Origin of the sequence: Bacillus sp. 1021, from assembly GCF_014534735.1 — a bacterium.
In the GTDB taxonomy this organism is placed as follows: domain Bacteria; phylum Bacillota; class Bacilli; order Bacillales; family Bacillaceae; genus Bacillus; species Bacillus siamensis.
In genome coordinates this window covers 454,229-467,414 of record NZ_JACVSR010000003.1, presented here as the reverse complement: position 1 = coordinate 467,414, position 13,186 = coordinate 454,229, and the positions used below count along the sequence as shown (strand labels likewise).

Annotated in this window: 15 protein-coding genes and 1 other annotated feature; of the genes, 7 read left to right on the top strand and 8 right to left on the bottom strand. The window is 44.1% G+C overall.

All coding sequences use genetic code 11. From position 1 onward, the window contains the following. Positions 1–14 precede the first annotated feature (14 nt). Positions 15–647, bottom strand: a complete 633-nt coding sequence (locus ICW23_RS14030) for a GNAT family N-acetyltransferase (protein WP_188154645.1) — start codon at positions 645–647, stop codon at positions 15–17. 158 nt (positions 648–805) lie between these two features. Between ICW23_RS14030 and acsA the strand changes: the two genes are divergently transcribed. The 3 genes from acsA to sr7p all read left to right on the top strand — a co-directional run bounded on the left by acsA (position 806) and on the right by sr7p (position 4,373). Then, the gene (gene acsA, locus ICW23_RS14025) at positions 806–2,524 is read left to right on the top strand and encodes an acetate--CoA ligase (RefSeq protein WP_016938553.1); all 1,719 of its coding nucleotides are present in this window, start codon (positions 806–808) and stop codon (positions 2,522–2,524) included. Positions 2,525–2,579: 55 nt separating this feature from the next. Next, positions 2,580–2,812 (top strand) — a binding site (T-box leader). A gap of 50 nt (positions 2,813–2,862) precedes the next feature. Next, a complete protein-coding gene (gene tyrS, locus ICW23_RS14020; protein ID WP_016938554.1) occupies positions 2,863–4,128 on the top strand; it encodes a tyrosine--tRNA ligase in 1,266 nt (421 codons plus the stop codon). A 119-nt stretch (positions 4,129–4,247) separates the two neighbouring features. Then, complete coding sequence (sr7p, locus tag ICW23_RS19120) at positions 4,248–4,373, top strand: small protein SR7P (protein WP_262481964.1); 126 nt, start codon at positions 4,248–4,250, stop codon at positions 4,371–4,373. A 41-nt stretch (positions 4,374–4,414) separates the two neighbouring features. Here the strand turns inward: sr7p and ICW23_RS14015 are convergent, their stop codons facing one another. From ICW23_RS14015 to ICW23_RS14005, 3 genes are all read right to left on the bottom strand, one after another. Continuing rightward, positions 4,415–4,738 (bottom strand): AzlD domain-containing protein, encoded by a 324-nt coding sequence (locus ICW23_RS14015; protein WP_064777631.1) that lies wholly within the window; start codon positions 4,736–4,738, stop codon positions 4,415–4,417. Further along, a complete protein-coding gene (locus ICW23_RS14010; RefSeq protein ID WP_016938557.1) occupies positions 4,735–5,466 on the bottom strand; it encodes an AzlC family ABC transporter permease in 732 nt (243 codons plus the stop codon). Before ICW23_RS14010 ends, ICW23_RS14015 begins: the two co-directional genes overlap by 4 nt. 71 nt (positions 5,467–5,537) lie before the next feature. Continuing rightward, the gene (locus ICW23_RS14005; protein ID WP_016938558.1) at positions 5,538–6,344 is read right to left on the bottom strand and encodes a TrmB family transcriptional regulator; all 807 of its coding nucleotides are present in this window, start codon (positions 6,342–6,344) and stop codon (positions 5,538–5,540) included. Between the two features lie 219 nt (positions 6,345–6,563). Here ICW23_RS14005 and ICW23_RS14000 point away from each other — a divergent pair, with 219 nt between their 5' ends. From ICW23_RS14000 to ICW23_RS13990, 3 genes are all read left to right on the top strand, one after another. Next, a complete protein-coding gene (locus ICW23_RS14000; protein ID WP_045926818.1) occupies positions 6,564–7,436 on the top strand; it encodes a cation diffusion facilitator family transporter in 873 nt (290 codons plus the stop codon). A 159-nt stretch (positions 7,437–7,595) separates the two neighbouring features. Further along, positions 7,596–8,006: a CotG/ExsB N-terminal domain-containing protein gene (locus tag ICW23_RS13995; protein WP_188154644.1), complete on the top strand. Its 411-nt coding sequence runs from the start codon at positions 7,596–7,598 to the stop codon at positions 8,004–8,006. 168 nt (positions 8,007–8,174) lie between these two features. After that, positions 8,175–8,930 (top strand): SGNH/GDSL hydrolase family protein, encoded by a 756-nt coding sequence (locus ICW23_RS13990; RefSeq protein ID WP_045926819.1) that lies wholly within the window; start codon positions 8,175–8,177, stop codon positions 8,928–8,930. 15 nt (positions 8,931–8,945) lie between these two features. Here the strand turns inward: ICW23_RS13990 and ICW23_RS19115 are convergent, their stop codons facing one another. The 3 genes from ICW23_RS19115 to ICW23_RS13980 form a co-directional block, all read right to left on the bottom strand. Beyond that, entirely contained in the window at positions 8,946–9,074 is a 129-nt protein-coding gene (locus ICW23_RS19115) for a hypothetical protein (RefSeq protein WP_256076118.1), read from the bottom strand. 146 nt (positions 9,075–9,220) lie between these two features. Further along, positions 9,221–9,730 carry a type 1 glutamine amidotransferase domain-containing protein gene (locus ICW23_RS13985; RefSeq protein WP_016938563.1) on the bottom strand — a complete coding sequence of 170 codons (510 nt, stop codon included), beginning with the start codon at positions 9,728–9,730 and terminating at the stop codon, positions 9,221–9,223. A 178-nt stretch (positions 9,731–9,908) separates the two neighbouring features. After that, entirely contained in the window at positions 9,909–10,082 is a 174-nt protein-coding gene (locus ICW23_RS13980; RefSeq protein ID WP_176465401.1) for a hypothetical protein, read from the bottom strand. 231 nt (positions 10,083–10,313) lie between these two features. On the opposite strand from ICW23_RS13980, the gene hmpA reads away from it, so the two are divergent. Further along, positions 10,314–11,504, top strand: coding sequence for an NO-inducible flavohemoprotein (gene hmpA, locus ICW23_RS13975; protein ID WP_188154643.1), 1,191 nt, complete (start codon positions 10,314–10,316; stop codon positions 11,502–11,504). A gap of 568 nt (positions 11,505–12,072) precedes the next feature. On the opposite strand, the gene ICW23_RS13970 is transcribed toward hmpA, so the two are convergent. Next, positions 12,073–13,122, bottom strand: coding sequence for an amidase domain-containing protein (locus ICW23_RS13970; RefSeq protein ID WP_049627179.1), 1,050 nt, complete (start codon positions 13,120–13,122; stop codon positions 12,073–12,075). Positions 13,123–13,186 lie beyond the last annotated feature (64 nt).

The window sequence follows — 13,186 nt, the reverse complement described above, 5'->3', positions numbered from 1 at the left end:
CCTTTGTATGTCAGTCAATACATAAATCGCTGATAAAAACGAAGTCTGTCGAACTGTTCAATTGACTCCTGACTGACGTGCCTGCCGATGCGGGCCATCAGACAATTGGCCGGATGAGAGCTGATTTCCGGTTCATCCGTTGCAAACCAGACAAGACCTCCGGCATTCATCATCTTTTCCATGATCTTTCTGTACTCCCACACGTCTTTTTTCATCCCTTTTAAATCCCAATGCCAGTAATATTCTGTCGTCATGATGATGTACCGTTCCATCTGTTCATCCATCATGCTGACAGTCAGCAAAGTTTTTCCGACAGAACAGCCTCTGTAGCCGGGAGCGACCTCGATCGCCCCGAGTTCAAGGAGATCTTCCATATTTCCGTCAGACCACCGTTCAAGCGGATCAGGATATAAATACGTCACATAGCCGATAATTGTCTCTTCGTCCCTGGCGATGATGATCCGCCCTTCGGGAAGCCCGCCTATTTCGACTAACGCTTTGTGCTGTTCATGAGGAAGGCGAAAGGCTGTCAGGCCTTCATGAAACTCATACTGTGCTAAGTTCTCTGGAGGAACGGGCCCTTCTACTAAAAGAGGGCCGGCTGCTGTCTGAATGGATGAATAATGGTACGTTTTATGATGTTTCACTGATTCACCGCCTGTCGGTTCTTAATAAAAACACATCTCCTTTAAGCATAACAAAATATAAAGCGTTTTCAATAGTACGGCAATTTATATTTTAAAAATTGAGAAAACTGTGAACATCTACTATAATTAGTCTATAGATAAGCAAAGGGGGATGTTGCATGAATTTGAAAACGTTGCCAGCGGAAAAGGGGAATTATCATCTGCAAAATTATGAGGAAACATACCGCAGCTTCGATTGGAAAGAAGTCGAGACGGAGTTTTCCTGGCATCAGACCGGAAAGTTGAATGCCGCGTACGAAGCGATTGACCGTCATGCCGAATCATTTCGCAAAAACAAAGTAGCGCTGTATTACAAGGACGCAAACCGGGAAGAAAAATACACGTTTAAAGAAATGATGGAGGAATCGAATCGGGCGGGAAATGTGCTGAGACGGTATGGAAACGTTGAAAAAGGGGACCGCGTTTTCATTTTCATGCCGCGTTCGCCGGAGCTTTATTTTATCATGCTCGGCGCAATTAAAATCGGTGCGATTGCCGGCCCTTTATTTGAAGCATTTATGGAAGGCGCCGTGAAAGACCGCCTGTTGAACAGCCAGGCCAAGGTTGTCGTGACAACACCTGAACTGGCTGAACGGATTCCGGCGGACAGCCTGCCCGACCTGGAGCATATCTTCATTGTCGGCGGCAGCAAAGAAGCCGGAGATAAAATCATTCATTATGATAAAGCGGCTGAAGGAGAAAGCACGAGACTTGATATTGAATGGATGGACAGAAGAGACGGCTACCTGCTTCACTATACATCAGGGTCAACAGGAACACCTAAAGGCGTGCTTCACGTTCATGAAGCCATGATTCAGCAATACCAGACCGGCAAGTGGGTGCTAGATCTTAAAGAGGACGATATATATTGGTGCACGGCGGACCCGGGCTGGGTGACCGGGACGGTGTACGGGATTTTTGCGCCGTGGCTGAACGGAGCGGCGAATGTGATCGTCGGGGGCAGATTTAGTCCGGAAAACTGGTACGGCACGATTGAAAAGCTCGGTGTGAGCGTCTGGTACAGCGCTCCGACCGCTTTCAGAATGCTTATGGGCGCCGGAGATGAAATGGCGTCCAAATTTGATCTGACTTCACTTCGTCACGTCCTGAGTGTCGGAGAACCTTTAAACCCGGAGGTCATTAAGTGGGGACATAAAGTATTCGGCAAGCGCATCCACGATACGTGGTGGATGACGGAAACAGGCGGGCAGCTTATCTGCAATTATCCGTGCATGGAGATCAAGCCGGGTTCAATGGGGAAACCCATTCCGGGAGTGGAAGCGGCGATCGTTGACAATCAAGGGAATGAGCTTCCGCCGTACCGAATGGGGAACCTCGCCATTAAAAAGGGCTGGCCGTCCATGATGGATTCCATTTGGAATAACAAAGAAAAATATGAATCTTATTTCATGCCGGGCGGCTGGTATGTTTCCGGAGATTCAGCTTATATGGATGAAGACGGTTATTTTTGGTTCCAAGGCAGAGTCGATGACGTCATTATGACATCCGGCGAGCGCGTCGGCCCGTTTGAAGTCGAAAGCAAACTTGTTGAACATCCGGCGATTGCCGAAGCCGGTGTCATCGGAAAGCCGGATCCTGTCCGGGGAGAAATTATTAAAGCATTTATCGCGCTCAGAGAAGGGCATGAGCCATCCGATCAGCTGAAGGAGGACATTCGTCTTTTTGTAAAACAAGGGCTGGCTGCCCATGCCGCACCGCGGGAAATTGAATTCAAAGATAAACTTCCGAAAACACGGAGCGGAAAAATCATGAGGCGTGTGCTGAAGGCGTGGGAGCTGAACCTGCCGGCAGGCGACCTGTCCACAATGGAAGATTAAAGAGACGGCGTTGACATCACATCTTATTTATGTTAAAAATGAGTAAGCTTCATACGAAAAGGTTTTGATTGAGACAAGTAGGATATCTGATTGTTCCAGAGAGCTGATGGCCGGTGAAAATCAGCACATAAGATATGCCGAATACACTCATGAACCGCTTTTGCGAACAAAGCCCTTCCAAGGCTTTCAGTAGTGGAAGAACGGACACGGTCCGTTATCAAAAAGAGTGATAAAAGCTTTTTTATGCTTTTATTAGTAGGGTGGTACCGCGATTATATCGTCCCTTCGTTTTAAACGAAGGGGCGTTTTTTATTTCCATAAAAAAAGGAGCAGACAAAATGACTAACTTATTAGAAGATTTATCCTTCCGCGGCTTAATCCAGCAAATGACGGATGAGGAAGGACTGAATAAACAGCTCAACGAAGAAAAAATCCGTTTATACTCAGGTTTCGACCCGACGGCGGACAGCCTGCACATCGGACACCTTCTGCCGATATTGACACTGCGCCGTTTCCAGCTTGCAGGCCACCATCCGATTGCGCTTGTAGGCGGAGCGACGGGGCTGATCGGCGATCCGAGCGGTAAAAAAGCAGAGCGCACGTTAAATACTCAGGATATCGTTGTCGAATGGTCGCAAAAAATTAAAAACCAGCTTTCCCGATTTTTAGATTTCGATGCAGGAGAAAACCCAGCTGTCATAGCGAACAACTTTGACTGGATCGGAAAAATGAGCATCATTGATTTTCTCCGCGACGTCGGAAAGAACTTCGGAATCAACTACATGCTTGCGAAAGATACTGTAAGCTCAAGAATTGAAACCGGAATTTCTTACACGGAATTCAGCTACATGATCCTGCAATCCTACGATTTTCTGAATCTGTACAGAGAAAAGAACTGCAAACTCCAAATCGGAGGCAGTGACCAGTGGGGCAACATCACGGCAGGTCTTGAACTGATCAGAAAATCGGAAGAAGAAGGGGCGAAAGCGTTCGGCCTTACCATTCCGCTCGTCACAAAAGCAGACGGCACGAAATTCGGCAAAACAGAAGGCGGCGCGATTTGGCTTGATAAAGAAAAGACATCGCCGTATGAATTCTACCAATTCTGGATCAATACAGATGACCGTGACGTCGTCAAATATTTAAAATACTTTACTTTCTTATCAAAAGAGGAAATTGAAGCTTATGCTGAAAAAGCGGAGACGGCTCCAGAGAAAAGGGAAGCGCAGAAACGCCTTGCTGAAGAAGTGACTGTACTTGTACACGGCCGTGAAGCGTTTGAGCAGGCAGTTCATATTTCTCAGGCGCTGTTCAGCGGCAATATTAAAGAGCTTTCCGCTCAAGACGTCAAGGTAGGTTTTAAAGACGTGCCTTCACTTGAAAAAGACCGCTCTGAAGAACTGTCTTTAGTAGACGTGCTTGTGGAATCTAAGCTGTCGCCTTCAAAACGGCAGGCCCGCGAAGACATTCAAAACGGGGCTGTTTACATTAACGGAGAGCGCCAGACGGATATCGGTCATCTGCTGACGGCGGAAGACCGCATCGAAGATCAATTTACCGTACTGCGCCGCGGAAAGAAAAAATACTTCCTGATCACATACTGAAAATAAAGAGCAGTCCGGCCGCTCAATGCGGCAGGCTGCTTTTTTATGTTTTGCGAATACTGCACCGGGAAATGAGTACAGTACGTAGTATAAGCAAAACAGGGAAGGGGCGCTGCGCCATGAATTTCATGTTTACCATTGCGAAAGAAAGATTGCAGCGGGATCAATGGGAACAGCAGCAAAGCATGAACGCCGAAGTCAAAGCCGAAGAACCTGAGGCGGAAGAAGAAAATCCGACCTCATAAAACAAAAGCCTCCATTCCCAAGGGATGGAGGCTTTTGTTTGTCACCATATCAGTCTGACGGCGGCCATCAGTACGACACCTGTAATAACCGTGATGGATAAGCTTTTCGTCCGCATTGCGCAAAGCAATGTCGGGATGAGGACGATCATTGCTTTCCAATCAAAGGTCAAAGTGCTGTTTGTTTTTACGATCATGCTTTCCGTTACCAAGGCGGTCAAAATGCAAAGCGGAATAAAGGAGAGCCACTTTAAAGACAATTCCGGCATCTGAATGTTCCGGACAAATATAAACGGAACAATGCGCGGTACAAGCGTAACAATCATGCAGCCGAGTATAATCCAGATCATTTGCGTGCTGATGCTCATTTGTCCGTCACCACCCCGATTGTTGCCACAATTACGGTTGAGACGATGACTGCGATGTGTGACGGGACGAAATACGATAACAAGATCATAAAAATGATCATATAGAGAATAAGGGAGAGGCTGTGTTTCAGCTTTTCCGACGCGGACGACTGCAATTGCAGCACCAAAAGCGCCGCAAACATAGCGGGCAAAGCAAAGTCCAGACCGAGGGCGTAAGGATCAGATATCCATTGTCCGAGAAGCCCGCCCATCACACAAGAAATAACCCAGCACGCATAGGCGGTTATATTGAGGCCATTCATCCACTTATCGTACAGCCTGCCGTTCTGCACCGCCTTGTTCACTGCTACCCCGAAAGATTCGTCAGTAAGCAAAGCACCGAAGCCGATATTCTTCACCAAAGAGTATTTTGTGAAATAAGGCGCGATGGTCAGGCTCAGGAGCAGGTGCCGCAGATTGACGATGAACGTCGTTAAAATAATGGCAGAAATCGGACTCCCGGAAACAAGGAGTGAGCAAATAATAAATTGGGCGGCGCCGGCATAGACCAACAAGGATAACAAACAAATTTCAAGAATACTGAGGTGTGAGGCAACGCCAACAATGCCAAAAGCAAAACCGACACTCATATAGCCCAGCAGTGTAGGCACACAATCCCGCACCCCCTGTAAAAACGTATCGTTCATTTCCCGGGAAACGGCTGTTTTTTGCACTTCTGTCTGAATCATTTTTATACTCCTTCCTTAGAGATTATAATGATAACGACTAATGAAAAAATCAAAGAAAATACGGTTCACATTTAAATGAACCGATTTCCGGTGACGACATGAAATAAAGAATGGTTTTGTTTCATCAGACCTTCAACTTTTTCAGCTCCGACTTCTTTCACAAGCTCCGCAAACATCAGGTCATGCCTCATATATTCCATGGCCACGAGAACGAGAGCGGGATCTTCTGTTTTAATGGCCCAGGCATTCGTCTGCGGGGAAAAATTGGCGATTAAGACTTCTTTATTATCCCGTGCTGCTATCGTTAATCTTCCGCCCATGCGTTTTTCCGCCACTTCAGGAGACATATTATGATGTGTCGTATTTCCGAGCTTCACTTCCGGAGGGCCGAACACAATCGAAAAGACGGGTAATTTTTCGGCGGCGCGTTTGTTAACGGCCTCTTGAATAAAGGGAATCTGCTGTTCCCAGACAGACAGCCATAACTCTTCCTCGGCTTTTTCAATCATATCCTTCAATTCATTGATGACATGATCATTTGTGCTGATGCGGCGGATAACATTCATCTCCTGCTCGCTTTCAAGCGCCAATAATTTCTCTTCAAGATAGCCGAAGGAGCTCTCGAAGTCATGCCGCAGCCGGTCGATTAATTCCTTTCCGGCCAGCGGGGCATATGTAACCGGATCAGACGGCACAATATGGACAGCGCCTTTATCAACTAATTTTCCCAATACTTCATAGATCATTGAGCGGGGGACGCCTGACCTTTTACTGATTTCATATCCGGTAACAGGCGAGTGTTTCAACAAGCCGATATATGCTTTGCATTCGTATTGAGAAAATCCGAATTTCTGCAGTTCTTTCAGAACATCCTCCATAAACATCCTCCATAGTGGTTATTCATGAAACTACTATAATGTAAGCGGTTGTATTTTGTCAATGGGACTTGAGTGCTGAAAGAACGATTCGCTTGTGTTGTCGCTTTCCAACTTATTTTGGGGAGAGTTACTTGTATGGCTCTTGTGAAAAACGTTGCCGTAGACCCACACGGATGCCGTTTGATACGATAAACCCAAGAAGTCAAAAAGAGGAGGATCATGGTGGAAAACACCTCTAAAATCGCTTTTTTATCAGTGATAAGCAATTCTCTGGTCGTCATGCTCAAAATAGCGGTAGGCATGGTAACCGGGTCTGTCGCAATACTTTCCGAAGCCATTCATTCTTTTTTAGATCTGATCGCCGCCTTCATCGCGTTTATTTCCGTCAGGATTTCAAAAAAGCCGGCTGATACAGGGCATCCGTACGGCCATGGAAAGGTCGAGAATCTGTCCGGAACGATCGAAACAATGCTGATTTTTGCGGCGGGGATTTGGATGATATATGAATGCGTTCAAAAACTGGTAAACCCGGAGCCTGTTCATCTGCCGGTATTGGGAATCGTTGTGATGCTTGCAGGAGCTCTTATTAATTTGATCGTCTCGAAATTAGTAAAAAGAGAAGCTGTAAAGGTTAATTCCGTGGCAATGAAATCAAATGCCCTGCACTTACTGACTGACGTGTACACATCATTAGGCGTAGCGGCAAGCCTTTTGGTCGTTACATTAACGAAGTGGTACATACTTGATCCGATTATAGGTATGGTGCTGGCGGTGTATATCATATATGAAGCGTTTAAATTAATGAAAGAAGCATTTCCGCCGCTGATTGACACCCGTTTGTCAGAGGAGGAAGAAAAAACAATTTTAGAGATTATCGAAACATTCCATCACGAATTTATTGAAATTCACGATTTTCGCACAAGGCGGTCCGGCCCGCAGGAGTATATTGATTTTCACATGGTCGTGGCGTCTCACGTGACGATTAAAGACGTGCACGACTTGTGTGACCGCATTGAAAGGGATATTACGGATGAATTTAAACAAGCACAAGTGATGATTCATCCCGAGCCGGAGAGTGAAAGGAAGAAATAAATCAGTTCTTGTATTTTGCATTTTAACAGAGAGGCCCGTTTACACGGGTCTTTTTGTTATGTAAATGACTATTTCTATCACGGATTGAGAGAGAAGCTTATACAAGAGAGGCGTTCATTTCATACGTTATGGTGTAAAGAAAAAGGGAGGTGAATACGATTGAACGCTATTTCTGTTAAAGAAATTGAACATGGAGTCGCCGTTGCTCATAGAGAAGGGTTAGGGGAGTATTTGCACCAAGAACCGGTTTCCAGAAAAAGCAAGCGCCGTTCACGCAGCCAAAAACGGACGCACCGGACACACCGTTCGCGCAGCCAAAAACGGACACACCGGACACACCGTTCACGCAGCCAAAAACGGACGCACCGGACACACCGTTCGCGCAGCAGAAAACGGACGCACCGGACACACCGTTCGCGCAGCAGAAAACGGACGCACCGGACACACCGTTCACGCAGCCAAAAACGGACGCACCGGACACATCGTTCACGCAGCAAAAAACGGACACATCGCACAAGACGGTCCCATCAGAAACGCCGCTCTTCCCGCAAACGCTGTTTTAAATGCTGACTGTAGAAACGATGATATATGATCTGCTATAATGGCAATAAAGGGATTGGATAAAAACTCCAGTATCACCTGCGGACACTGAACTGACAACATGACGCTGTTTGTTCGTGTCCGTTTTTGATTTTTGAACAACATGCCGAAGGATAAAACAGGAAGGGATGACGCCGAATGAAGCTGAATGAGGAAATGTATCAAGACTCTGAAGGAGAAACAATCTATTCGCAGGATATCAGCAGCAAGCTTTTGCATATTACGGACAGCGGGCATATCAGCGTTGACTTCATCAGCATAAGCAGGCTGCGGAAAGCTTCGAAAATCGCGATCTTAGGTGACAGCGTCGCCCGGGGGCTGCGTGCGAAATACAGCTTTGGTGACATTCTGAAAGACCGGACAAACGCCGAAATCACCAATCTGTCTGTCAGCGGCGTCAATATGAGTAACAACGGAAACGATAACATTTATCAGCAATCGCTTAAAACGTCGGGACAAGATGTCATTATCGTGCAGGGAACAGATGATGATTGGTGCGGCCACATCCCCATCGGCACAGATGAAAAAGATATCACTTCATTTTACGGAGGTTTCTGCCAAGTCATTCAGCAGCTCCGCAGCAGAAATAAAGGCGCGAGCATCATTGCAGTGACCCCGACGAAACAGGCGAAAATGTCAAACGGAAAAATCGTCCGCCGTGATACTGATAAAAATAAACTGGGTTTGAAGCTGGCTGACTATGTGAAAGCCCAGAAAGAAGCCTGCACCCTGCTTTCTGTACCGTATGCCGACCTATTTGATACAGATCTCATCGACCCGTATAATCCCGCTTTCCGTAAAATGTGCATGTCAGAAGGCCTTCATCCGAACGAGACAGGGCATCAAATTATCTTTCAGGAAATCTGCCGAAATTTTTATTATTACTACGGATGAAACAGCACTGAAAGGTTATTTTCGGCTTTTCTCTTCTAAAAGCTCAATCATTCTTTGAGATGCACGCCGTTGCGCTCTTAAAAGCGAGACGATATTTCCGGTAAAACCGATTAAAATGATAAGCAGAAAAATGATTATCCACATAAGCGAACCTCCCGTCGAGTGTTGAAAAACCCACTCTTTATTTTACTTATTATGGATGAGGGAGAGAATAGGTCTAACTATTGGTGTTTCTTTATAAATCCATAAAAAAATGCACAGACTGAACTGGTCTGTGCATTTTTATTCGCTTATTTCAGCAGATTCAATGATTCGCGATTAAAGGCTTCCAAATCGTCAGGTGTTCTGCTTGTTACAATGTTATGGCTGACAACGACTTCTTCATCTTTATAATTTGCGCCGGCATTGATTAAGTCTTTGCGGATGCTGCGGTATCCCGTGATATCTTTTCCTTTCAGAAGGTCGGTATCAATCAGCAGCTGCGGGCCGTGGCAGATCGCAAAAACGGGTTTCTGATTTTCCACGAATGCTTTAGTAAATTCACCCGGGCGGTCATCTCCGCGAAGCAGATCCGGTGAAAAGCCTCCAGGAATTAATAACGCATCGAATTCAACGGCGTCTGCGTCTGAGATCGCTTGATCGATCTTTACTTTTTCACCGTGCTTGCCGGTCACTTCTTTTCCTGCTTCCAAATCTATGGTCACCACACTGTGGCCTGCTTTTTTAAATGCTTCTGCCGGGCTTGTATATTCAATATCCTCGAATTGGTCTGTTATCAGAACTGCGATTTTTTTGCTCATCATCATGCCTCCTGTGTAGTTTGTATATGACAAGGATATCAGGCAAATCGCTCTCTCTCAACGTATTTGCTTGAAGATAAGCATAAAAAAGACCCCTCTGAAAAAGAGGAGCCAAAAGGTACGGAGGTCTGCTGAAACTTGCGTGTTTAACCTGAGATAAGGCAAGAAATCGAACCAATTACTTTTTGTGTCTTTTTTTATGCTTTTTACATCCGCATTTCCCGGGATCGCCCGGATCAATAACCTCATGAATTGTTTCTTCCTGATATACGTAAACCACTTCTTTGTCAGTATACGTGTCAGTCACAATATACTTAGGGTCACAGTAATATACTTTCGATTTTTTACCCATTCATCTCACCTCCCGTACTTTATTAAATGCTGACAACGGACAAGTACACCACGGCAAGTCCACATTTTGAAGTTTGCCATAAGGGGCGGATAGTATCTGTATGGTTTTTCCTGAATTCGCTTCAAATTGGGATGGTTAACGCTTTTTAATCAGGGAAATTTATAAAAAAGAATTCAACATAATTCTTTTCTCAGTTCAACGAGATGCTGACATCTTTGGAGGGATTTCTGAATGCTCGATGAAAAAACAATTGAAATCGTTAAAAGCACAGTGCCGGTCTTAAAAGAGCATGGTGAAGAAATCACAGGACGATTTTATGACCTGCTGTTTCAGCATCACCCTGAGCTGCTGAATGTCTTTAATCAGACGAATCAAAAGAAAAAAACCCAGCGTACAGCTTTGTCGAATGCTGTGATCGCGGCCGCCGCCAATATTGACCGCTTGGAAAACATCGTTCCCGTCGTGAAACAAATCAGCCAAAAACACCGGAGTATCGGAGTTAAGCCCGAGCATTATCCAATCGTTGGCAAGTACTTGTTAATCGCGATAAAGGATGTGTTAAAAGACGGGGCTTCTCCTCAGGTCATTCAGGCATGGGAAAAAGCATACGGCGTCATTGCAGACGCATTTATCGGTATTGAGAAGGAGATGTATGAACAAGCGGAAACACAAAAAGGCGGCTGGAAAGACTATAAGGCGTTTAAAATTGATAAAAAAGTAAAAGAAAGCAAAGAGATCATGTCTTTTTATTTAAAACCGGAAGACGGACAAGTTCTCCCCGAATTCAAAGCGGGACAATATATCAGTGTAAAAGTATACATTCCGGTTACGGGTTATACACATATCCGCCAGTACAGCTTATCCGATGTGTCCGGTAAGGATTATTACCGGATTTCCGTTAAAAAAGAAGGGGTTGTTTCCTCTTATCTGCATGACCAATTACATGAAAAAGATTCAATTGAGATCAGCGCTCCGGCCGGTGACTTCGTATTAGACCCTGATTCCAAAAAGAATCTCGTTCTCATCAGTGCCGGTGTCGGAATCACGCCGATGATCAGCATGTTAAAGACAGTTGCCAAAACCCAGCCGCAGCGAAACGTTCTCTTTATCCATGCGGCAAGGAGCGGAGAGTATCATGCGCTGCGGCATGAAGCTGAAGAAGCCGCGGAACACTCATCCGTTGACACCGTCTTTATTTACAGCGAGCCGTCCGAACAAGACCGTTCAGAAAACATTCGCTTTCGGGAAGGCCGGATTGACAAACAGCTGTTAGAAGAAGTGATGACAGAAAAAGATGCTGATTTTTATCTGTGCGGATCACCGTCATTCATTAAGGCAATGAAAAAGCTGATTTCCGAATTCAATGCACCGCCGGAATCGATTCACTATGAATTATTCGAACCGCAGCTGAGTATGGTGTGATTGAAGAAGGAAGGACGATGATTTTAATGGATGAAGCACCCGGATTGGGTGCTTTTTTTATTCTCTTGCAAGGAAGGTTCCGCTGCCCACATACAGGGAAACAAAGATACAAATCAGGGTAAGGTCACCCGCACTAAATGGGATGGAGGTGAATTGTCTTATTGAATATAAGTCCAAGACGGAAAGCCTGTTGGCGCTGAGGAGGAAATAGCGTGAAAATAGGGAGCGTCTTATCAGCAGAAAAAAAGCTATGTGCAGTATGCAATAGAAGAAATAGGGAAAGCAGGATGAGTCCCTGCTTTCTCTATTTCTTCGTGATTTCATAATATAAAATCACTATCTCGCCAATGGCAAGTACTATACGAATGATAATTAATTTGGATTGCAGCATACTATCCGTTAAATTTCGTTTAAACAGACTGGGTAGAAAGCACCAAAAAGAACACTTATACACAGAATATTCTTCTTTTTACATCATAATAGATAGTATTCAATAATTCATCTCTAATTTGTTTTTTTACAAAAAGAACCAGTCGTACATCAGCAACTAGTTCAATTTTTGTTAGGATTAGAATTTGATAACTCTATATTTATAATACTTTGGTTTCCAGTCTAACTCTAAATGTGCATACAAGTGTGCACTTGAATGTGCAGAGTATCTTGGATATCCTTTATATACATCATAGATAACTGCTGTATGCTTCCACTTTTTTGATGACTTAGAATACATTTGAATAACGTCACCTGTTTTCACATATTTGGAAACAGCCTTGGGGCTCGTTAAATTGTAGACTTTGTGTTTTTTAGTTCCTGCCCAATATGAATAGAAATCTGAAACCACAGTCCATGAAGTTGAATACGTTCTAGCTGAGCTTTTAGGTACTGATTGATTGTACCAACCTTTAGTTGTTTTATGGTGACCCCGATTAAAACTGAATCCTGTGGTATTCATAGGCATACCACCAGCTAAAACTACTTGTGAAGCATAGTTGGTACAATCTCCTCCACCACTACTTTCCCCATAGTATCCATATTTACTCGTCTTCTTATTCCAATTATTAACCATATATTTTTTGGCCGCTGATCTATTATAGCTAGAGCTTAAGAGTGAAACCAAAAATGAATTGGAGTTGGTACTCGCAATGTAGTCAATAGGAATTTGTTCTGATTCCTCTTTGATTTCTTCAACTTTTTCTTCAGCTTGCTTGTCTTTTTTTATATTCTCTTGTTGTACTTGTTTAACAGTTTCATTTTCCACTTTTTTAGAAAGGTCAAAGTTTTCAAGATCTACTTCACCATTCTCATCCTTTTTTTCTTCCTTGGCAGCGTATTTAGCCAATTCCTCTAAGTAAGTATCAGAGTAGACTTCCATTAAAGAAAAATTGTAGCCTGATTTTGTTATTTCATCAGCTTTTTCATTAATTCTTTGAAGAAAATTAATGTAATCCTGAGAATTAATGTTATAATTCAAATGTTGTGATTTTAAGTACTTTTGTACTTCGGTTTCCCCTTGCTTAACTGTTAAATTCTCATTTGTAGCTTTAACTGCTTGGGCATTATTAAGAAAAGTAAAACTCAAAACTGATGTTACTAAAAGACTCAATGCAACTTTTTTCATTTGTTTCTCCTTTTTTGTATTTATGGTACTATTATATAGTAATTACTTTTAAAGGGAAAATCAA

What these genes read in the sequence shown, in the direction of transcription:
- acsA (WP_016938553.1), top strand. Translation starts at nt 806, where the DNA reads ATGAATTTGAAAACGTTGCCAGCGGAAAAGGGGAATTATCATCTGCAA.
- tyrS (WP_016938554.1), top strand. Translation starts at nt 2,863, where the DNA reads ATGACTAACTTATTAGAAGATTTATCCTTCCGCGGCTTAATCCAGCAA.
- sr7p (WP_262481964.1), top strand. Translation starts at nt 4,248, where the DNA reads ATGAATTTCATGTTTACCATTGCGAAAGAAAGATTGCAGCGGGATCAA.
- ICW23_RS14015 (WP_064777631.1), bottom strand. Translation starts at nt 4,738, where the DNA reads ATGAGCATCAGCACGCAAATGATCTGGATTATACTCGGCTGCATGATT.
- ICW23_RS14010 (WP_016938557.1), bottom strand. Translation starts at nt 5,466, where the DNA reads ATGATTCAGACAGAAGTGCAAAAAACAGCCGTTTCCCGGGAAATGAAC.
- ICW23_RS14005 (WP_016938558.1), bottom strand. Translation starts at nt 6,344, where the DNA reads ATGGAGGATGTTCTGAAAGAACTGCAGAAATTCGGATTTTCTCAATAC.
- ICW23_RS14000 (WP_045926818.1), top strand. Translation starts at nt 6,564, where the DNA reads ATGGTGGAAAACACCTCTAAAATCGCTTTTTTATCAGTGATAAGCAAT.
- ICW23_RS13990 (WP_045926819.1), top strand. Translation starts at nt 8,175, where the DNA reads ATGAAGCTGAATGAGGAAATGTATCAAGACTCTGAAGGAGAAACAATC.
- ICW23_RS19115 (WP_256076118.1), bottom strand. Translation starts at nt 9,074, where the DNA reads ATGTGGATAATCATTTTTCTGCTTATCATTTTAATCGGTTTTACCGGA.
- ICW23_RS13985 (WP_016938563.1), bottom strand. Translation starts at nt 9,730, where the DNA reads ATGAGCAAAAAAATCGCAGTTCTGATAACAGACCAATTCGAGGATATT.
- ICW23_RS13980 (WP_176465401.1), bottom strand. Translation starts at nt 10,082, where the DNA reads ATGGGTAAAAAATCGAAAGTATATTACTGTGACCCTAAGTATATTGTG.
- hmpA (WP_188154643.1), top strand. Translation starts at nt 10,314, where the DNA reads ATGCTCGATGAAAAAACAATTGAAATCGTTAAAAGCACAGTGCCGGTC.
- ICW23_RS13970 (WP_049627179.1), bottom strand. Translation starts at nt 13,122, where the DNA reads ATGAAAAAAGTTGCATTGAGTCTTTTAGTAACATCAGTTTTGAGTTTT.